At 35.2% G+C, this 19,359-nt stretch carries 16 protein-coding genes; 9 read left to right on the top strand and 7 right to left on the bottom strand.

Features of this window, described 5'->3' with window-relative positions:
- Positions 1–40: 40 nt before the first annotated feature.
- From T1L09_RS10615 to T1L09_RS10590, 6 genes are all read right to left on the bottom strand, one after another.
- Positions 41–2,242: a TonB-dependent receptor gene (locus tag T1L09_RS10615; protein WP_322550938.1), complete on the bottom strand. Its 2,202-nt coding sequence runs from the start codon at positions 2,240–2,242 to the stop codon at positions 41–43.
- 98 nt (positions 2,243–2,340) lie between these two features.
- Positions 2,341–2,688 (bottom strand): hypothetical protein, encoded by a 348-nt coding sequence (locus tag T1L09_RS10610; protein WP_322550937.1) that lies wholly within the window; start codon positions 2,686–2,688, stop codon positions 2,341–2,343.
- Positions 2,689–2,810: 122 nt separating this feature from the next.
- Complete coding sequence (locus T1L09_RS10605) at positions 2,811–3,800, bottom strand: aspartate-semialdehyde dehydrogenase (RefSeq protein WP_322550936.1); 990 nt, start codon at positions 3,798–3,800, stop codon at positions 2,811–2,813.
- Between the two features lie 263 nt (positions 3,801–4,063).
- Positions 4,064–4,483, bottom strand: a complete 420-nt coding sequence (mscL, locus tag T1L09_RS10600) for a large conductance mechanosensitive channel protein MscL (RefSeq protein WP_322550935.1) — start codon at positions 4,481–4,483, stop codon at positions 4,064–4,066.
- A gap of 65 nt (positions 4,484–4,548) precedes the next feature.
- The gene (locus T1L09_RS10595; RefSeq protein ID WP_322550934.1) at positions 4,549–6,993 is read right to left on the bottom strand and encodes a bifunctional UDP-N-acetylmuramoyl-tripeptide:D-alanyl-D-alanine ligase/alanine racemase; all 2,445 of its coding nucleotides are present in this window, start codon (positions 6,991–6,993) and stop codon (positions 4,549–4,551) included.
- A gap of 1 nt (position 6,994) precedes the next feature.
- On the bottom strand, positions 6,995–7,591 hold the full coding sequence (locus T1L09_RS10590; RefSeq protein WP_322550933.1) for a thymidine kinase: 597 nt from the start codon (positions 7,589–7,591) through the stop codon (positions 6,995–6,997).
- 102 nt (positions 7,592–7,693) lie between these two features.
- On the opposite strand from T1L09_RS10590, the gene T1L09_RS10585 reads away from it, so the two are divergent.
- The 8 genes from T1L09_RS10585 to T1L09_RS10550 all read left to right on the top strand — a co-directional run bounded on the left by T1L09_RS10585 (position 7,694) and on the right by T1L09_RS10550 (position 14,097).
- Positions 7,694–8,731 carry a hypothetical protein gene (locus T1L09_RS10585; RefSeq protein WP_322550932.1) on the top strand — a complete coding sequence of 346 codons (1,038 nt, stop codon included), beginning with the start codon at positions 7,694–7,696 and terminating at the stop codon, positions 8,729–8,731.
- Between the two features lie 178 nt (positions 8,732–8,909).
- The gene (gene rsmI / locus T1L09_RS10580) at positions 8,910–9,587 is read left to right on the top strand and encodes a 16S rRNA (cytidine(1402)-2'-O)-methyltransferase (protein WP_322550931.1); all 678 of its coding nucleotides are present in this window, start codon (positions 8,910–8,912) and stop codon (positions 9,585–9,587) included.
- Positions 9,588–9,599: 12 nt separating this feature from the next.
- Positions 9,600–9,821 carry a PLD nuclease N-terminal domain-containing protein gene (locus T1L09_RS10575; protein WP_322550930.1) on the top strand — a complete coding sequence of 74 codons (222 nt, stop codon included), beginning with the start codon at positions 9,600–9,602 and terminating at the stop codon, positions 9,819–9,821.
- A gap of 2 nt (positions 9,822–9,823) precedes the next feature.
- Positions 9,824–10,069 carry a hypothetical protein gene (locus T1L09_RS10570; RefSeq protein ID WP_322550929.1) on the top strand — a complete coding sequence of 82 codons (246 nt, stop codon included), beginning with the start codon at positions 9,824–9,826 and terminating at the stop codon, positions 10,067–10,069.
- A 48-nt stretch (positions 10,070–10,117) separates the two neighbouring features.
- On the top strand, positions 10,118–10,543 hold the full coding sequence (locus T1L09_RS10565) for an OsmC family protein (RefSeq protein WP_322550928.1): 426 nt from the start codon (positions 10,118–10,120) through the stop codon (positions 10,541–10,543).
- Between the two features lie 2 nt (positions 10,544–10,545).
- The gene (locus tag T1L09_RS10560; protein ID WP_322550927.1) at positions 10,546–10,887 is read left to right on the top strand and encodes a HopJ type III effector protein; all 342 of its coding nucleotides are present in this window, start codon (positions 10,546–10,548) and stop codon (positions 10,885–10,887) included.
- A 111-nt stretch (positions 10,888–10,998) separates the two neighbouring features.
- A complete protein-coding gene (gene recJ / locus T1L09_RS10555) occupies positions 10,999–12,696 on the top strand; it encodes a single-stranded-DNA-specific exonuclease RecJ (RefSeq protein ID WP_322550926.1) in 1,698 nt (565 codons plus the stop codon).
- Between the two features lie 132 nt (positions 12,697–12,828).
- Positions 12,829–14,097 carry an MFS transporter gene (locus tag T1L09_RS10550; protein WP_322550925.1) on the top strand — a complete coding sequence of 423 codons (1,269 nt, stop codon included), beginning with the start codon at positions 12,829–12,831 and terminating at the stop codon, positions 14,095–14,097.
- Here T1L09_RS10550 and T1L09_RS10545 read toward each other — a convergent pair.
- Positions 14,094–14,846: a UDP-2,3-diacylglucosamine diphosphatase gene (locus tag T1L09_RS10545; protein ID WP_322550924.1), complete on the bottom strand. Its 753-nt coding sequence runs from the start codon at positions 14,844–14,846 to the stop codon at positions 14,094–14,096. The genes T1L09_RS10550 and T1L09_RS10545 overlap by 4 nt on opposite strands.
- A gap of 161 nt (positions 14,847–15,007) precedes the next feature.
- Between T1L09_RS10545 and T1L09_RS10540 the strand changes: the two genes are divergently transcribed.
- Positions 15,008–19,312 (top strand): T9SS type B sorting domain-containing protein, encoded by a 4,305-nt coding sequence (locus tag T1L09_RS10540; RefSeq protein WP_322550923.1) that lies wholly within the window; start codon positions 15,008–15,010, stop codon positions 19,310–19,312.
- The last annotated feature ends 47 nt before the right edge of the window (positions 19,313–19,359 follow it).

Below are 19,359 nucleotides of genomic sequence, written 5' to 3'. Positions count from 1 at the left end.
AATCAACAAAGATATTGTTTAGAAGTGAATGAAATGTTAATTATAAGTCGAAACTGATCGTTCCAATAATATTTCTACCGATGTTATAAATGCCATCAGTTTTTAATCGTGACAAGTGATTTACATAGGTTTTGTTCAATAAGTTATTTCCGTTTACAGAAGCATTTATATAGTTCTTACCGATTTTAATTTTTCCGCCAATTGCCAAATTAACTAATAAGTAATCATTCGTTTTGGTTTCAAATGTGCTGAAATTATTTTGAGCAAAAGTGTAATTAAAGAAAACCGAAGCATAGCCTTTTTGTAGCCAATTTTTTAATCCGAATTCAGTTCTAATGTTGTTTTTCCATTGGTTTGCTGGAATTAATGGTAAATTATTATCACCTTGTTTTCCTGTCACACTTTCGAAACTACTTGTAAAATGCAACCAATCAAACGGATGCGGATGAAAGTGAATTCCGGCTTCACCACCAAATAACGAAGCATTGTTTTGAATGTAATTATACACGTCATTCCCATCAATTTCAGCTCCAGTTGGAGTAATGTAAATGTAATTGTTGATGTGATTGTAAAATCCGTTTACGAAGATTTCAAAATGCTGACTTTTATATTCCAAATTCAAATCGACTTGAAAATTCTGTTCGTTTTTTAAGTTTGAATCGCCAATTTCGTAGCGATTACTTCCTTCGTGAACGCCGTTTGAAGTTAGTTCGGATAAATTCGGAGCTCTAAAACCCGAAGCAATATTAATACGCGAATTGATAGATTCGGATAAATCAGTTTTATATCCAACAGAAGCATTGAAACTATCGAATTGCTTGTCGATGGCTTCAAAATAACCTTCTTCGCCAATAATTCCGTGGGTTTGTGTGTTGATTTTTCTCTTGTCGTAACGAATTCCGGCTTGTAAAACGTTAGAATTCCAAGCATAATTTGCAGTTAAGAAAGTTCCAAAATCTTTTACATTTGCATCCGGAATCAATAATTCTTCGCCAAAATTAGTGTTGGTTTGGTCAATACCTTGAATTCCTACAATGGCTTCCAAACGGTTGAATTTCGGAAGAAAATATTTCACATTATAACTCGCAGTTTGTAATTTCATCGATAATGCAATTTCGTCTGGAGCTTCTAATTCTTTTCTGTCGTTTAATGTATAGCCAAAATCACCTTCTATTTTTGAATTTTTGAAATATACTTTTTGGTTTAAACTCAAAGCGTGGTTTGCAACATCTTGTTTTGGAAACATCGGATTTCTAAAGCCTGAATTTTCTAAATCTTCTTCGGGTGAACCCAAATTTAATTGGTTGAAATTGTATCGAAAATCTGTTGCCATTTTTGCATCGGCATAGCCAATTCCCATTTTTAAATCTTTTTCTATAAAACGCGTATTGATAATTCTTTCGCCGGAAGGCACTTTGTAATCGGCGTGCGAAGTGTAATTTCCTCGAACTAAAAACTTGAATTTCGAAGGTGATGCTTTAAATCCGAAAGTAGTTGCCGTTCCTTGCGTATTGCTGAAATATTGTTGTTCAAAAGAAGTTTCTTTTTCTTGATACGAAGCATATTTTTCGGGATTCAAATAAATGACACCGCCCAAAGCATCCGAGCCATAAAGTAACGAAGCCGGACCTTTGATAACTTCTACACTTTCCACTCCGGCACTGTTTACGCCCAAACCGTGTTCTTCTCCAAATTGCTGATTTTCCACACGAATTCCTTGCGAATATACTAAAACACGATTGCCACTCAAACCCCGAATTACTGGTTTTCCAATTGAAGTTCCAGTTGAAATTTGAGAAACTCCTGCAAGAGTCGCAAGTCCGTCAATTAATGAAGTTGCACCGTTTTCTTTTAGTTCAGTCATTTTGGCGTGTTCCACTTTCATTACATTTTCAGACTGAATTTTGTTGTAAAAAGTAGAAACAATTACTTCTTCTAAATGCTGTTCTTTTTCTTCTAAAATCACATTTATTACTACATCAACTTCTAAATGATTTACTTTTTTAGTCAGCATTTCATAACCTGATAAAAAGAAAATTAGTTTATTAGTACCTTTTGGTAAGGTTGTAAATTGGTAAAAACCGTTCGCATCGGTAGTAGTTTCAGCGTTGTTTTCTTCGATATGAACTAAAACGCCCGATAATTTTTCGTTATTGGAATTGGTGATTTGACCGCTGATTTTTGATTGCGAAAATCCGGCAACGGCAAATAAAAATGCCATTACACTTAATAAGTATTTCATTGTGAGTTTTTTATAGATAAATAATACTATTGTGTGCTGTACTTCAAAAAGAGATACAACAAAACTGACCTTATTTTAAATAATAAAGTGGGATTAATTTAAGCTATAAAATTGGGTGGTCCGCGTAAGTAACGTGAAGTTCCTTGATGTGTAGTGCGATATTCGTTACTGTTGAATTGATAAGGAATTTCGTAAAAAGAAGGAATAAAATCAAAATGATAGAACGCTGTAACTAAAAATGGAGCAAATTTGAAATCACAAATTGGACAATCTTCGTTTTGAGAAAACGTTTTTTCAACACTCTTAAAAATTGAACTGTGCGAATGATCGCAATGTTCCGTTTTCAGATGGTGATTGTGCGAAAAAGTATGAATAGATTGGTAGCTAACAGCAAATAAAACTGCTAGCATTAAGCCAATATTCATATAGAGTAATTTCTTTTTCACTTTTACAAAGATATATTTTTTAGTATGAAAAGTAAAAACAAAACCCGAATTAACGAATGTTTAAGGTTTACTGAAGTAAACTATTTCGTTAATTCGGGTTAATTTATTTGTGATAAAAGCTATTATACTAAATTGTTAGCCACTAAATATTCCGCTATTTGAATCGTATTTGTTGCGGCTCCTTTTCTTAAATTATCGGCAACAATCCACATATTCAGCGTGTTTGGCTGACTTTCATCTCTTCTGATTCGGCCTACAAAAACTTCATCTTTACCTTGTGCATACATTGGCATTGGATAAGTAAAAGTATCCGTATTGTCTTGCACTTTTATGCCTGGCGTGTTGTGTAAAATTTTACGCACTTCAGTAACGTCAAAATCATTTTCAAATTCCACGTTAACGGCTTCACTATGGCCGCCCACAACTGGAATTCTAACAGCAGTTGCAGTAACCGCAATGGTTTTGTCGTTTAATATTTTCTGGGTTTCACGCACCAGTTTCATTTCTTCTTTGGTGTAATCGTTGTCTTCAAAAACATCACATTGTGGAATAGCGTTTCTGTGGATTTGATATTTATAAGCCATTTCACCTTTAACTCCACTGTATTCATTTTCTAATTGTTCCACTGCTTTCACACCCGTTCCCGTGATGGATTGGTAGGTAGAAACTACGATTCTTTTGATATCGTATTTGCTGTGTAAAGGAGCCAAGGTCAGTACTAATTGAATAGTAGAACAATTAGGATTGGCTATGATTTTGTCGTCTTTTGTTAAGGTCGAAGCGTTAATTTCAGGAACGATTAGTTTTTTAGTTTCGTCCATTCGCCACGCGGATGAGTTGTCGATTACGGTTGTTCCGGCGGCGGCAAATTTTGGTGCCCAGGCTAAAGAAGTTTCACCACCAGCCGAAAACAAAGCGATTTCAGGTGCCATAGCTACAGCGGTTTGCAAGCTAACTACTTTATATTTTTTTCCTTTCCATTCGATTTCTTTTCCCACTGATTTTTCTGAAGCCACAGGAATTAATTCGGTTATAGGAAAATTACGTTCTGCTAATACTTGAAGCATTATTTCGCCTACCATTCCGGTAGCGCCTACTACAGCTACTTTCATTATAATTTTATTTAGTAGTACAAAAGTATAGAATATACCTATCACTTAACAAACATTAATGAAATTATAACAGAACAATTATTTTTGAATAGTTTTGTAAAAAAAATCCGATTGCGCGGATTTACAATCCGTGCCCACACAGTAAAGCCACGCAGTAAACCCCCGCTACCGGAGGAATCCTTTCCCTGAACCCAAAGAGAAGATATAAAAACAAAACCCAGCAATTGCTGGGTTTCATTTAGAATACATAATGTAGCGATAAACTATTTGTTTTTTAATAAATCTCTAATTTGAGTAAGTAATTCTTCTTGAGAAGGTCCAGCTGGAGCTGCATCAACAACAACTTCTTTTTTCTTAGCTTTTTCAGCAGCTCTTAAAACTACAAAAATAAAGAATGAAATAATTACGAAATTGATAATTGCTTGCACTAAGTTACCATAAGTGATAACTGCTGCGCCAGCGGCTTTAGCAGCGTCAAGAGTAGCATAGCTTTCTCCGTTTAATGCGATAAATTTTTGTGTAAAATCAACTCCACCAGTAATTAAACCAACGATTGGCATAATAACATCATCTACAGCAGATCCTACTATTTTGCCAAAAGCACCACCAATAACAACAGCGGTTGCTAAACTTAATACATCGCCTCGCATTAAAGAGGCTTTAAAGTCTGAAAAGAATCCCATAGTTTTAATTTTAAAGAGTTAGTTTTATTCTATAAATACGAATTTACAAAAAAATCAATAAAATGTTAATTTTTATAAAAAATTCTTTTTACACGTTGAGAAATTCCAGTCAGTATCTCATAAGGAATGGTGTCAATAGCAGTTGCTATTTCGGTTACTTTTAGGTTTTTACCAAAGACAATTACTGCATCACCCGGTGTGCAATTAATTTCAGTAACATCAACCATCATCATATCCATACATATCGAACCTAAGATGGTCGCTTTCTGATTTTGAATTAAAACATAGCCTTTCTCATTGCCCCAAGCTCTTCGAATACCATCGGCATAACCAATCGGAATTGTCGCAACTTGCATTTCGTGCGTCACTTTGAATTTCCGACTGTAACCAATGCTTTCTTCTGGTGCAACGGTTCTGATTTGGGAAATTATCGTTTTTAAAGTGCTTACGTTTTCTAAAGCCTGTAGTTCTTCTTCAGAATTGCCAATGCCATATAATCCAATTCCCAAACGCACCATTTCCATTTGTTTTTCGGGATAATTAAAAATTCCCGAAGTATTTAAAATATGTCGAATGGGTTTTGAAGGCAATACTTTTTCCAATTCAAGAAACATCGTGTCATACCGTTGAAATTGCAGTTGTGTAAAAGCATCGAGTTTCTTGTCGTCGCTTCCTGCTAAATGCGAAAAAATACTTTTCACCTGAATGAAATTATTGTTTTTCAACAAATCACATAATTCCGAAATTTGATGCGATTCAAAGCCCAAACGATGCATTCCGGTGTCTAATTTAATATGTATCGGATAATTCGAAATATTTTGCTCTTGAGCGATTTTTAAAAATGCTTTTAAACCCGTAATCGAATAAATTTCGGGTTCTAAATTGTAAGCTATCATCGCTCTAAAACTGCTATTTTCTGGATTTAAAACCATAATTGGTGTCGTAATTCCGGCTTTTCGCAATTCAATTCCTTCATCGGCAAAAGCTACTCCTAAATAAGCTACTTTTTGATGTTCCAATACTTTTGCAATTTCATAACCGCCATTTCCGTAGCCAAATGCTTTTACCATTACCATTATTTTGGTTTCGGGTTTTAGTTTTGATTTGTAGAAATTTAGGTTGTGACTAATCGCATCGAGATTAATTTCCAAGATGGTTTCGTGATTCTTTTCTTCCAAAACCACTACGATTTCGTGAAAATTAAAACCTCTCGCACCTTTTACTAAAATGGTTTCATTTTGAAAGGATTGGGTATTGAATTGTTGTAAAAATTCTTGCGTGGTTGCAAACGGAATTACATTTGGCAAATCGGTTAATTGCTTGCCGATGGTTTCGCCAATGGTAATAATTCGATTGATTTTATGTTTCGACAAAATCGATTTGATGTCGCTATATAATTGTGCGATTGGAATGCCTCCCGAAAAAATATCGGATAAAATAATCGTCTTTTTATCGTGTAATTTCTGTTGTTCTAAGAAATCTAAGGCAATTTTCAACGATTGATAATCCAACGAATAACTATCATCAACAATCAAACAATTATTAATTCCTTTTTTAGCCTGAAGTCTTAATTCTACTGGATATAATTCAGCAACACGTTTTTGAATGAAAGTGGTTTCTTCGCCCAAAAACAGCATAAAATTCACGCAAGTAATTATGTTTTCAATAGCATTTGCGTCTGAAAATGGACTATTTAGGCTAAAAGTGTTTTCTTTCGTTTTGAAGGTTAATTCGACACTTCCATTTGTGCTTTTTTGTGTCACGAATAACGTCGCATTTTCATCTGTAAAGCTCCAAGTATGCTTTTTTATTGCTGTTGGAAGTAAATTTTCAATTGCTGAATTCTGTTCTAAAAACACATCCGAACAATTATCAAACAATCTTATTTTTTCTTTGATTTTGGCTTCGCGATTAGCAAAACCTTCATCGTGAGCTGAACCAATATTCGTTAAAATGCCGTATTTCGGTTGAATAATCTGTTCCAGTTGAAGCATCTCGTTTGGAAGTGAAATTCCAGCTTCAAAAATTCCGAAATCGTAATTCCCTTCAATCCCTAAAATAGAAAGAGGCACTCCAACTTGCGAATTATAACTTTTTGGATTTCTAACAATCAAATGATTTGGACTTAGAAGGAAATTCAACCATTCTTTAACGATGGTTTTTCCTTGGCTTCCGGTAATTCCTATAAATGGGAAATCAAATTTCTGACGATAAGCAATAGCGACTTTGTGCAAGGCAACCAACGTATTTTCAACAATAATGAAATTTGCCTGATTGTATAAATGTTCCGGAATATATTCAACTACAAAATACCGAACGCCTTTTGCAATAAGCTCTTCCAAATAGAAGTGAGCATCGTGATTCTGACCTTTTATGGCAAAAAACAAGGTATTATTTCCGTTTTGCAACGAACGGCTGTCGATCGAAATATGACTTGCGTTGAAATCAGTCGAATTTCCGTGGAAAACGCCTTTGCAGTTTGAAATAATATTGGTTATGTTGAAATTCAATTTATTCTTTTTCTTCTTTTGGTGCACGAATCGCGTTGTAATACGCAGCACGACTTAAAGGTTCATATTCTTCTGTTTCGCCTAACATTACAATTTTTTTATCGTCAGACTTTCTGAAACTATAATGAGCTAAATTTCCAGTTCGGGTGCAAACCGCGTGCACTTTCGTGACATATTCCGCAGTTGCCATCAAAGCAGGCATCGGACCAAAAGGATTTCCTTTAAAATCCATATCCAATCCGGCTACAATTACGCGGATTCCTGAATTGGCTAAATCATTACAAACCGCAACAATTTCATCGTCAAAAAATTGGGCTTCGTCAATGCCAACCACATCACAACCTTGTGCTAAAATCCTAATATTTTCAGCAGCAGGAACAGGTGTGGAACGAATTGCATTTTGATTGTGAGAAACCACCATTTCCTCGTCATAGCGTGTATCTATAGCGGGTTTGAAAATTTCGACTTTTTGTTTAGCGAATTGAGCTCTTTTTAAGCGGCGAATTAATTCTTCGGTTTTACCCGAAAACATCGAACCACATATTACTTCAATCCAGCCAAATTGTTCTTGATGATTTACGGTATTTTCGAGAAACATTTTGTATCTTTCGTACGTTAAAAAATTATTTTCTACTACATTTGTAGGCAAAACAAAATTAGTAAAAAACCATCGATATATTTAACTATACGCACCAAAGTTATGAAGAAAAGAGTCTCAGCTGAATTAATTAGCATCGCACACCGAATTTTAAAGTTGAAAAACCACGCAGATACCATTCAATTGCAATTAGAAGCTAAGAATTTGTACGATCAATTAACTGTTTTACGCTTTTATGAGGAAAATTTCGAATTGGTGAAAAATGAAATTCCACAAGTAGTTTTGGAAGAAAAATTACAAGCAAAACCATTGGCTATTGCGGAAACTCCTATAGAAGTAGTAGAAGACCATAAAGGTGATGAAGTTGAATTGATGCCAACGCCTGTTTTTACCGAACCTATTGCGGAAGAGAAAGTTGTTGTGGGTGAATTAATTGTGGAAGATGAAGATGAAATTCTGGAAGAAGCTGAACTAGTTCCTACAGAAAAAGAACCTCTTGCAGAAGAATTTGTGGCGGAAATGGAACCTATCGAAGTGGTTAATGAAGAAATTGAGGCAGAAGAAATTGCTCCAGAAGAAGTTGTTGCACAAGAAATTGGCGTTGAAATTCCAGTAGAAACAGTGTCTTCTGTGGTTGGAACGCAAGCCAAACAAATCTCTTTTGAAGATTTATTGGTACACGATTATGCAGAAATGAGTTTTGTTAAAGTAGAAGATGTTCCGGTTGAAGTAGAAATTGCGAATGAAGCTGTTTTCGAACCTGTAGTTCCTGCACAAGAAGATGTAGCAACTGAAATTACTCCACAAGTTGTAGCCGTTTTTGAATCGCCAAAAGTATTGGAGCAAGAAGTTAAAAAAACGGTTGAAAAAGTGCAAGAATCAAAAATAAGTTCGTTGAATGACCGCTTAAATAAATCGATTGCTTTTGGTTTGAATGACCGAATTGGCTTCGAAAAGAAATTATTTGGTGGAAGTTCAGATGATTTTAACCGCGTTATTTCACAATTAAATACGTTTGATAATTTCGATGAAGCCCAATCTTTTGTGCAAGATTTCGTAAAACCTGACTATAACAATTGGGAAGGAAAAGAAGAATTTGAAACACGTTTTATGGAAATTGTAGAGAAGAAATTTTCTTAAGCTAGATTTACGAATTTTCAAATAAAAGTTTTCAGCTTGTTATGAAGTAATTGATGCTAGTTAAATTCGTAGCATATCTTGTGCTATTTTTTATGAACTTTACGTTTTAGTTTCTCGTTTTAAAATAACTTATCTGACTTATATGTTTTTAAAATTCGTTCTTAAATTATTGTAGTAAATGGGTAAATTATATATTGTTCCAACGCCAATTGGCAATTTAGAAGACATGACTTTCAGAGCGATTCGTATTCTGAAAGAAGTCGATTTGATTTTAGCAGAAGACACGCGAACTAGCGGAAAATTACTAAAACATTTCGAAATTTCGACGCACATGCACAGCCATCACATGCACAACGAACACAAAACCGTTGAAAATTTGGTAAAGCGTTTGCAAGCGGGCGAAACCATTGCGTTGATTAGTGATGCAGGAACACCGGCAATTTCTGATCCGGGATTTTTGCTTACACGTGCTTGTGTGGAAAACGGAATTGGAGTAGATTGTTTGCCAGGAGCTACAGCATTTGTTCCCGCTTTAGTAAATAGCGGTTTGCCCAATGATAAATTCGTTTTTGAAGGCTTTTTACCTGATAAAAAAGGAAGACAAACTCGTTTTTTAGCGTTAGCGGAAGAATATCGGACAATGATTTTCTATGTTTCACCCCATAAATTGAATAAAACTTTGGCCGAATTTATGCAATATTTTGGTAATGAAAGACCAGTTTCGGTTTCACGTGAATTGTCAAAATTACACGAAGAAACGGTTAGAGGAACGGCTGAAGAAGTCTTCAATCATTTTGAAGCCAAACCTGCTAAAGGAGAAATTGTGGTTTGTGTAGGTGGAAAAAGTTTGAAATAAAAATAATAAATTATGGAAACAGTAATTTCTGAATTTTCGGTTGGTTTATTCGTTTGGCAATTTCTAATGTTGCTGACATTTGGGTTGTGGGTGTTTTGTCTTATTGATATTTTAAAAAGTAATTTTGAAGGTAATGACAAATTAATTTGGACTTTAGTTATCCTCTTTTTACCTGTTCTAGGTGCTTTGCTTTATTTTGTAATTGGAAGAAAGAAACGTTTAATTAAAGAATAGAAATGGATTCATCATATCTCGGATATATTATTGGAATTGTGTTGTTTTTAGGGTTTTTCTTAATTAAAAAAGACAGTAAATATTCAAAATTTGGAATAAAGCTAGGTAGCGTTTATTGCCCAAAATGTAATTTAAAGCAGCCACTTGTGAGAAAACCCGCAAATGAAAATCAAGCTTTGTATGGAGGACATACTTGTAAAAATTGTAAAACAGAAATGGATAAATTCGGAACAGAAATTAAGGTTTAGTTTCTTTCATCCGCTTGGCATCTCGCAAATTTAATCACTAAATTAACTATGACTACATCAAAAACAACTACAACCTGGAAAGGTAAAATGCAATTTGAATCTACTAATCCAAGTGGCGAAACATTCTTGATCAATGCTGCTGCAGAAAATGGAGGAGAAGGAGCAGGTTTACGCCCAAAATCAATGATGTTGTCTGCTTTAGCAGGTTGTTCGGGTATTGATTTGGCGTCTTTAATTGAAAAAATGAAGTTGGAAGTAACAGATTTCAATATTGTAGTTGAAGCTGAACTTACTGAGGAACATCCAAAAATTTATGATAAAGTAAAAGTGGATTATCATTTTTATGGTCCGAATTTAGACGAGAAAAAATTGCAAAAAGTAGTGGATTTGTCAGTAGATAAATATTGTGGTGTAATGGAAATGTTCCGTCAATTTGCAAAAGTTGAGGTGGAGATTTTTTATCATAAAGTGTAATTATGACGGTTTTACTACTTAAAGAGAAAGTTCAGAATTCAGAAATTTTAACATTTTCTGAAGTAATCGAAACGATAGATGCTTTTTATTTGTTTACACCAACACGATTTAAAAACGGAACAATAATTAATGATGCCGGCATAAATAATGGTTCCTGCAAAGTATTTTCATTTGCAAAAGAGCAAAACTTAAGTGCGTCGGAAAGCTTATTTTTGTTTGGTGAACATTATCAAAAAGTGTTACAAACACCAACCGATGATGACCATCAAAACATCCGAAATTTTATTGAATTTGGATGGGAAGGCATTCAGTTTTCGGAAAATGCATTAGAACTAAAAAAATAAAATTCATTCTAAAAAAATAATTATATATTTGTTGTTCAGTACTATAAGCCAAAATAACAGAGTTCAAACTAACATTCTGAACTCTAATTTCGAAATTCTAATTTTATTATTATGCGTTGGAATCTAAAATCAAAGCCAGAAAAAGAAAAGTTACAAGCCTTACAAAATGCCCTTCAAGTAGAAGAAATCATCGCTACTTTACTCGTTCAGCGTGGCGTTGAAACCTATGAACAAGCCAAAACTTTTTTCCGTCCTACTTTAGCCGATTTGCACGATCCTTATCTGATGAAAGATATGGATAAAGCAGTTAATCGGATAGAAAAAGCGATTCAAAACAACGAAAACATCTTGGTTTTTGGTGATTATGATGTCGATGGAACGACCGCTGTTTCGTTAGTTTCAAGTTATTTACGCAGTTTTTATCCGAATGTTGCGACCTATATTCCCGATCGTTATGGCGAAGGTTATGGTATTTCATATTTGGGAATTGACTATGCCGAAGACAACGGTATTTCCTTAATTATCGCTTTGGATTGTGGGATCAAATCGATAGATCACGTTAATTATGCGAAAGCAAAAAACATTGATTTTATTATTTGTGACCACCACCGACCGGGACCAGTTTTGCCCGAAGCGGTTGCTGTTTTGGATCCGAAACGGGAAGATTGTTCGTATCCGTATGACGAATTATGTGGTTGTGGTGTCGGATTTAAGTTGATTCAGGCTTTAGCCAAAAATAGGAATCAAACGATTGATGATTTAGTTTTATATTTAGATTTAGTTGCGACGGCTATTGCAGCGGACATTGTTCCAATTACGGGTGAAAATCGTGTAATGGCAAAATTCGGATTGGAAGTTATTAACTCAAATCCAAGACCTGGAATAAAAGCGTTAATTCAGAATGTAAAGAAGAAAGTTTTAACGATTACGGATGTTGTTTTTATTGTCGCACCAAGAATTAACGCAGCTGGAAGAATCAAACACGGAAATGAAGCAGTTGCTTTGTTAACCGAATATAATATTCAACAAGCCGAACAATTTGCATCCGAAATTGAAAAATACAACTCAGATCGTAAAGATTTAGACAAACAAATTACGAAAGAAGCTTTACTTCAAATTCAAGAAAATAGTGAGCAAGCTCGATGTTCAACAGTCGTGTATCAAGAAAATTGGCACAAAGGTGTTATTGGAATTGTAGCTTCTAGATTGGTAGAAAATTACTATCGTCCGACTATTGTTTTTACTAAAAGTGGCGATAGATTAGCCGCTTCCGCTCGATCGGTGAAAGATTTTGATGTATATAATGCCTTAGAAGCTTGTGCTGAACATCTGGAACAATTTGGTGGTCATATGTATGCCGCCGGAATGACGATGTTGCCAGAAAATTACGAAAATTTTAAAAATGCTTTTGAAAAAGTTGTTGCTGCAACCATTCATCCTGATTTATTAATTCCGGAAATTGCTTACGATGCCGAAATTAATTTATCCGATTTGAATCCGAAATTAATGCGGGTTTTAAAACAATTTGAGCCTTTCGGACCCGAAAATATGACACCTTTATTTCTGGCTAAAAACTTGATGGATTCGGGTTATGCAAAAACATTAGGAGGTGATGATGAACATCTAAAAGTCTTCGTGAAACAAGGGAATTCAGAAAATTTTAATGCGATTGGTTTTGGATTAGGCAAGAAATTAGACATCGTAAAAAACAAAAATAAATTCGAAGGAATTTTCTCTTTGGAAGAAAACGAATGGAAAGATACTGTAACTTTGCAACTTCAATTACGAGATATAAGAGTTGCGGAATAAATGGTTAAAGTTAAATGGTTAAAAGTGTAAGAGTTTAATAGGTTAAAAGGCTTTGCTTGTAGAACTGAGTAAAGTTTAAAATTTAGTTTAGTCTTTTAAAAATTTCTGCATAGCTTGACAAGAATAAATAAGATGACAAAAAAAGATCCTTACGCGGCTTTACGATATAAAGAATTCAACTTTTTCTTATTCATGCGATTTGCAATGGTTTTTGCTTGGTCTATGCAATTTGTAATCATCGAGTGGGAAGTTTATAGTTTAACGAAAGATCCATTATCATTAGGGATTATTGGTTTAATGGAAATTATTCCGGCGGTTTCTATGGCTTTGTTTGCAGGTCATATCGTAGATCAAAGTGAGAAAAAGAAACTTTTAATTAAATGTATTTTAGGGTTTTCAGTCGTGAGCTTAGGACTGTTTTTAATTACAGTTCCTGAAATTACTAAGAATTTAACGCAAAACACGATTCTGTATACGATTTATGCATTAGTTTTCTTTGGAGGATTTGTTCGTTCGTTTCTTGGGCCTACAATTTTCTCATTACTTTCTTTAATTGTTCCTAAGAAATTATATCCGAATGCTGCTACTTGGAGTAGTTCTACTTGGCAGTTGGCGTCTATGTTTGGACCCGCTTTAGCCGGACTTTCGATAAGTTTTATTGGCGTGCATTGGTCGTTATGTTTTGTATTTGCGTGTTCGGTTTTAGCATTAATAATGTTAGCACAAATTGAACAAAAACCCATTTTGAATCCGAAAATCGGCGAACCTATATTTAAAAGTTTAAAAGAAGGTTTGAACTTTGTGTTTACTAATAAAACTATTTTAGGATCTATTTCGTTAGATATGATTGCTGTTTTATTTGGTGGAGCAGTCGCTTTATTGCCCATTTTTGCACAAGATATTTTAAAAGTCGGTTCGGAAGGATTCGGTATTCTACGAGCTGCACCAGCTTTAGGTTCTTTTTTAATGATGTTGCTTTCCGCTTATATTTCACTCAATAAAAAAGCGGGTATAAAATTATTAGGAGCCATTTTTATGTTCGGAATTTGTATTATTGTTTTTGGAATTTCTGAGATATTTTGGATATCTGTTTTAGCGATGTTCTTAAGTGGTGTTTTTGATGGCGTTTCGGTGGTGATTCGAAATACAATTCTACAATTACATACGCCTGATCATATGCGAGGTCGAGTGGCTTCAGTAAATTCTATTTTTGTAGGTTCTTCAAACGAATTAGGTGCTTTTGAAAGTGGTTTAACTGCAAAATTAATGGGTGTAGTTAATGCTGTGATATTTGGTGGTGTAATGACAATAATTACAGTTGGAGCCACAGCAGTAGCTTTACCTAAATTTAGAAAATTAGATTTAGAAAAAGATGTACAAGCTTTGGAAAATGGGGATTAAAGCTCGAATTTTTTCAATTCGAAGTTAGTTCCGTCGAAAACGCCATAGGTAAAATAGCCAATCCAATCGCCTAAATTGATGTATTTTGAATTTTTAGTAAGTTCAATTTCTAAAGGTAAGTGTCTGTGTCCAAAAACGAAGAAATTGTACGATTTAGTTTCTAATTTACGTTTGCAATATTGTACTAACCATTCCTGATCTTCACCTAAATATTTGACGTCTTCAGCTCCTGAAATAAGTTTGTTTTTTACCGAAAGATATTGCGCTAATTTCACACCGATGTCTGGATGTAACCATCGGAACAACCATTTAGAAAAAGGATTTGTGAAAACCTTCTTCATCCTTTTATAGCCAATATCGCCCGGACCTTTTCCATCGCCGTGACCAATTAAGAAAGTTTTTCCGTTAAAAGTAAACTCTTCGTTATCGTGATAGACAGGAATATTTAATTCTTTTTGAAAATAATCGCCCATCCATAAATCGTGATTTCCTACGAAAAAATAAATAGGAATTCCAGCATCTCTAATTTCAGCTAATTTACCTAAAACTCTTACAAAACCTTTTGGGACAACGGTTTGATATTCGAACCAAAAGTCAAATAAATCACCTAATAGGAATATGGCTGCGGCATCTTGTTTTACTTCGTCTAGCCATGCTACAAATTTCTGTTCCCTTGGGAAACTTAAAGCTGCGGTAGGTGCTCCTAAATGCTGGTCTGAAGCGAAATATATTTTAGAATTTGCTCTCAAAATCTTAATTTTTAGAATATTTTACAAAAATACACAAATTTTTCTGTGATAAAACATACATTTCATCGGAAATATGTCACTTTTTATCGATAGTTGTGTTGTGGGTAAAATATTTTGTTAACTTTGGAAGATTAATCAAACCATAACAAAATATTAACACAATGAAAAAACTACTACTTTTTTTCATGTCAATTTTCTCCGTTTTAAGTTACGGACAGTTCCCAGAAGGTTTCGAGGGAACTTTCCCGCCACCAGGATGGGTAAAATTTGACAATGGAACTGGGACAGCCCAATCATGGAATTCAACAGGAACAACTGCTTTAGTTCGCACGGGGCTTCAAGCAGCCTACTTAAACAGAGAGGCTGTTGCCGCAGGTACTACTGCTTTAGACTGGCTTGTAACACCGCAGGTATTGGTGCCGGCGAATGGTCAGTTACGTTTTTATACGAAGTTGACACAAGCAGGAGATCAAGGAAGTGTTTATACTATCCGAATTTCTACGGCTACTCAAAATACAACAACAGATTTTACTGTTGTGAAGACTTGGAATGAACTTCAAATAATGAGTCTTGATGATTTAGGAAATGATGGTTCAACGCTACCTATTCAATCAACATACATTCAGAAAAAAGTTAATTTGAGTGCCTATGCGGGTCAAAACGTTTATATTGCTTTTGTAATGGCCAATAATAATGGCGATAGATGGTGTGTAGATGATGTAAATTTAGATCAACAATGCTTAGTTAATACTGCACTTACAGCGGCGCCTTTAGGTACTTCAGCTATTTTGAACTGGACCTCTTCATCAGCAGGTCCGTGGGAAATAGAATACGGTCCTGCAGGATTTGTACAAGGGACTGGTACTATTGTTTCAGCACCTACAAAGCCATTTACTTTGACACCTCTTTTACCAGTTACGGCATACTCATATTTTGTTCGATCAATTTGTAGTAGCGACAATATAAGTCCTTGGTCTGCAGTAAATGATTTTACAACTACAGCACTTCCTCCAGTTTGTGGTGGAAATTTTATTGATAATGGAGGGCCGACAGGACCATATACAAACTCGCAAGATACAGTAGTTACAATATATCCCGATAATATTGGTGATTATGTAACGGTTATATTTTCGATGTTCAATACGGAAACATCATACGATAAATTATATGTGTATGATGGTAATTCTGTTAACCCTGCGACACTTATTTCTAGTGGTAATGATGGCGGATTCGGTACGGTTACTTTACCTGGAGCTTTCTGGGGAAATTTAACAGGTGCAAACCTGCCTGGTCCTTTTGAAGCTACAAATGCTACGGGTTGTCTTACATTTAGATTTGTCAGTGATGGTATTGTGAATAATCCGGGATGGACGTCTAACGTTATTTGTCAGCCATTTCCATCTTGTCCAAAACCAACAAACATAACGGCCACAGGGAATACATCTTCAACTATCGTTGTTAACTGGACAAATAATGCTCCTGCTGCTACAGCATGGGAAATTTTTTATGTTCCTGCTGGTTCAGCTGCTCCTTTACCTACAGATGTTGGTATTGTAACAACAAATCCTTCACCTTATACTATTACAGGCTTGTCTTCACAAACGGCATATGATATTTATGTGAGAGCTATTTGTGGCGCTGCAGACGTGGGTCCTTGGTCTACTATAAAGGCGACTGCATCTACAAACCCTAACTATTGTGGTGGGGATAAATTTTATGATCTTGGTGGAGCTACAGGAAATTATCCTAATAATGTTACTGCAGCTAATGGTACAACAACAATTTGTCCTGATAGTGCAGGAGATGTAGTTACTGTTTACTTTAATTCGTTTAATTTGGTCGCTAATCCAGGTGATACGTTAACTATTTATGATGGAGATAGTGCTACCTCACCAGTTGTTGGCACATATTTTGGTGCAAATATTATACCTTTTTATACAGCGACTTCCGCTAGCGGATGTTTAACATTTGTTTTTGTTTCAAATGCAACTTTAAATGCAGAAGGTTGGGATGCAACCATAGTCTGTGGTCTTCCATGTCCATCAATCATTTCAGTCATAGACAATACTGTTCCGGCAATTGGAGCAGAAGGTGCCATTAGAATTTGTCCTGGAGGTAGTGTAGATTTCAATGGTAATGGTATATTCGCAGCTAGTGGCGCAGGGGCTACGTATGTGTGGAATTTTGACGATGGAACTACAGCTACAGGACAAAATGTTTCTCATACTTTCGCGACTGAAGGTGTTTATTTAGTAAATCTTAATATTATAGATGCTAATGGTTGTAGAAATACTAACAGATTAAATCAAAAAATTTATGTCTCAACAACTCCAGTTTTCGCGGGTTCAGCTGCATATGATGATGAAATATGTTTAGGTCAAAGTACTACGATCACTGGTATTGCATCTCCTGTAGCTTTTGTACGGGATTGTTCTCCACCAGTAAGTGGAACAACTTTTTTACCAGACACACAAGTTGATAGTGCTGCTTACCAATCTTACGTGCCTGTTGATTGTTTTCCATTTGGAAGTACAATTACTTCAGCTAATCAAATTACTTCTGTTTGTATCGATATGGAGCACTCATGGTTAGGAGATCTCGAAATAAGATTAATTAGTCCGAATGGACAAGTTGTAATTTTAAAAGCCAATCCTGGTGGAAGTTCAACTTATCTTGGTTGTCCTTTAGATGATCCAGCTACAACTCCCGGAACAGGTAGGACATATTGCTTTACACCAACTGCAACGACTTTACTTGTAAACGGGGCTACATCAAATTGTGGTACTCCAAGTAGGCCATCCATAAATGCAGGAGATTATAAGCCTGTTGATTCTTTTAATAATTTAATTGGAAGCCCATTAAATGGTAACTGGACACTTGTTATAACAGATTATTTAGGTATTGATGATGGATATATTTTCTCTTGGGGAATAAATTTTGATAATTCAATTTTACCAACTGATTATTCTTTTACGCCAACAATTCAATCTTCGAACTGGGCTCCAGATCCAAGTATCGTTGCAACGACAGGAAGTACAATTACAGTGACACCTACTACAGTAGGAACTAATTGCTACACCTATAATGTGACGGATAATTTTGGATGTACTTATTCTGAGCAAGTATGTATTGAAGTTTTACCAGGTGTTTCTTTAACGACTATTGTTCCTTCAGCGACAGTTTGTGCAGGAGGAAATGGAACTTTCACTTTAACTGGTACCCCAGACACAACAGTAACTTATAATATCAATGGCGGTGCAGCTCAAACGATTGCTTTAAATCCTATAACAGGTATTGGTACTGTTTCAGTAACAGGCATAACGGCTTCTACTACATTAAACGCTACTTATATTACAGCGCCTGCTGTACCAACATCAGGTAATGTTATTTCTACTTCAGGCGGGGTTAATCCAGCTAATTCAGTTGGAGTACTTTCGCCAGCAGGTACGGTTGCAAACGGAACAAACAGTACAACTGTAAACTCTTTAAATCAAGTTGTTGCAATGACTTTAGGTAATGTATTACCCCCAGGTACTGCAATTACTGTGAGTTTAGCGAGAAATAACAATACAGGAAGTGTAACGATTTCTGACGGCGTTAGTAATCTAATATTTGCAGCGGGTCCTAACAATATTTTACAACATATTACTTTTACAACAGGTGCTTTTACAGATGTGATTACAGTTACTAGAAATAATGGAACTGCTTTAGTAGATGGTATTGCTTACACTTATAATGAGTTAGGTTGTGATGCTCCTTTAACTAGGAATGCAACAATTATAGTTAGTACTCCAAGCGTAGTAACATTTAGTCCTATTGCTAGTATTTGTGAAGGAATTACGGCTCCAACTTTACCTGCAACATCAATTGAAGGTTTTACAGGAACTTGGTCTCCGTTAGTTATTAATACAACAACTGCGGGTACTTCAACTTACACATTCACACCAGATGCTGGTCAGTGTAATGATGGTGTTGGTACTTTAGTGGTGGTTGTGAATTCAGGAACTCCTACAACTTTTAACGCAATACCAGATTTATGTATTGGTTCTTCTGATACAACATTACCAACTCAGTCTATTGAAGGTATTAGTGGTACGTGGAATCCGTCAACTATTAATACCACTGCAGCAGGAACATTTACTTACACATTTACGCCTGATGCTTCAGCTTGTGCAAATCCAAGTGTTTTAGCGATAACTGTAGAAGTTTGCCAAATTCCAAAAGGTATTTCACCAAATAATGATGGACTTAATGACTCGTGGGATTTATCAAGTTATAATGTAGAGAAAGTTGAAATCTTTAACCGTTATGGAACAAAGGTTTACAATAAATCAAACTATACAAATGAATGGGTTGGACAGTCTAATAATGGAAATGAACTTCCTGATGGAACTTATTATTATGTGATTGAGTTTACTGGTTTCCCTGCAAAAACAGGTTGGGTTTATATTAATAGAGAGAGATAATAGATGTTAAGTCACCTCTACACTAAGTAGAGGTGACTAACATAAAA

The organism is Flavobacterium psychraquaticum, from assembly GCF_034497725.1.
Classification (GTDB): domain Bacteria; phylum Bacteroidota; class Bacteroidia; order Flavobacteriales; family Flavobacteriaceae; genus Flavobacterium; species Flavobacterium psychraquaticum.
This window is presented reverse-complemented; position numbering and strand designations above follow the sequence as displayed.

Excerpts from the sequence above, each read along its gene's own strand:
- T1L09_RS10615 (WP_322550938.1), bottom strand. The coding sequence starts at position 2,242 with ATGAAATACTTATTAAGTGTAATGGCATTTTTATTTGCCGTTGCCGGA.
- T1L09_RS10605 (WP_322550936.1), bottom strand. The coding sequence starts at position 3,800 with ATGAAAGTAGCTGTAGTAGGCGCTACCGGAATGGTAGGCGAAATAATG.
- mscL (WP_322550935.1), bottom strand. The coding sequence starts at position 4,483 with ATGGGATTCTTTTCAGACTTTAAAGCCTCTTTAATGCGAGGCGATGTA.
- T1L09_RS10590 (WP_322550933.1), bottom strand. The coding sequence starts at position 7,591 with ATGTTTCTCGAAAATACCGTAAATCATCAAGAACAATTTGGCTGGATT.
- T1L09_RS10585 (WP_322550932.1), top strand. The coding sequence starts at position 7,694 with ATGAAGAAAAGAGTCTCAGCTGAATTAATTAGCATCGCACACCGAATT.
- rsmI (WP_322550931.1), top strand. The coding sequence starts at position 8,910 with ATGGGTAAATTATATATTGTTCCAACGCCAATTGGCAATTTAGAAGAC.
- T1L09_RS10575 (WP_322550930.1), top strand. The coding sequence starts at position 9,600 with ATGGAAACAGTAATTTCTGAATTTTCGGTTGGTTTATTCGTTTGGCAA.
- T1L09_RS10570 (WP_322550929.1), top strand. The coding sequence starts at position 9,824 with ATGGATTCATCATATCTCGGATATATTATTGGAATTGTGTTGTTTTTA.
- T1L09_RS10565 (WP_322550928.1), top strand. The coding sequence starts at position 10,118 with ATGACTACATCAAAAACAACTACAACCTGGAAAGGTAAAATGCAATTT.
- T1L09_RS10560 (WP_322550927.1), top strand. The coding sequence starts at position 10,546 with ATGACGGTTTTACTACTTAAAGAGAAAGTTCAGAATTCAGAAATTTTA.
- recJ (WP_322550926.1), top strand. The coding sequence starts at position 10,999 with ATGCGTTGGAATCTAAAATCAAAGCCAGAAAAAGAAAAGTTACAAGCC.
- T1L09_RS10550 (WP_322550925.1), top strand. The coding sequence starts at position 12,829 with ATGACAAAAAAAGATCCTTACGCGGCTTTACGATATAAAGAATTCAAC.
- T1L09_RS10540 (WP_322550923.1), top strand. The coding sequence starts at position 15,008 with ATGAAAAAACTACTACTTTTTTTCATGTCAATTTTCTCCGTTTTAAGT.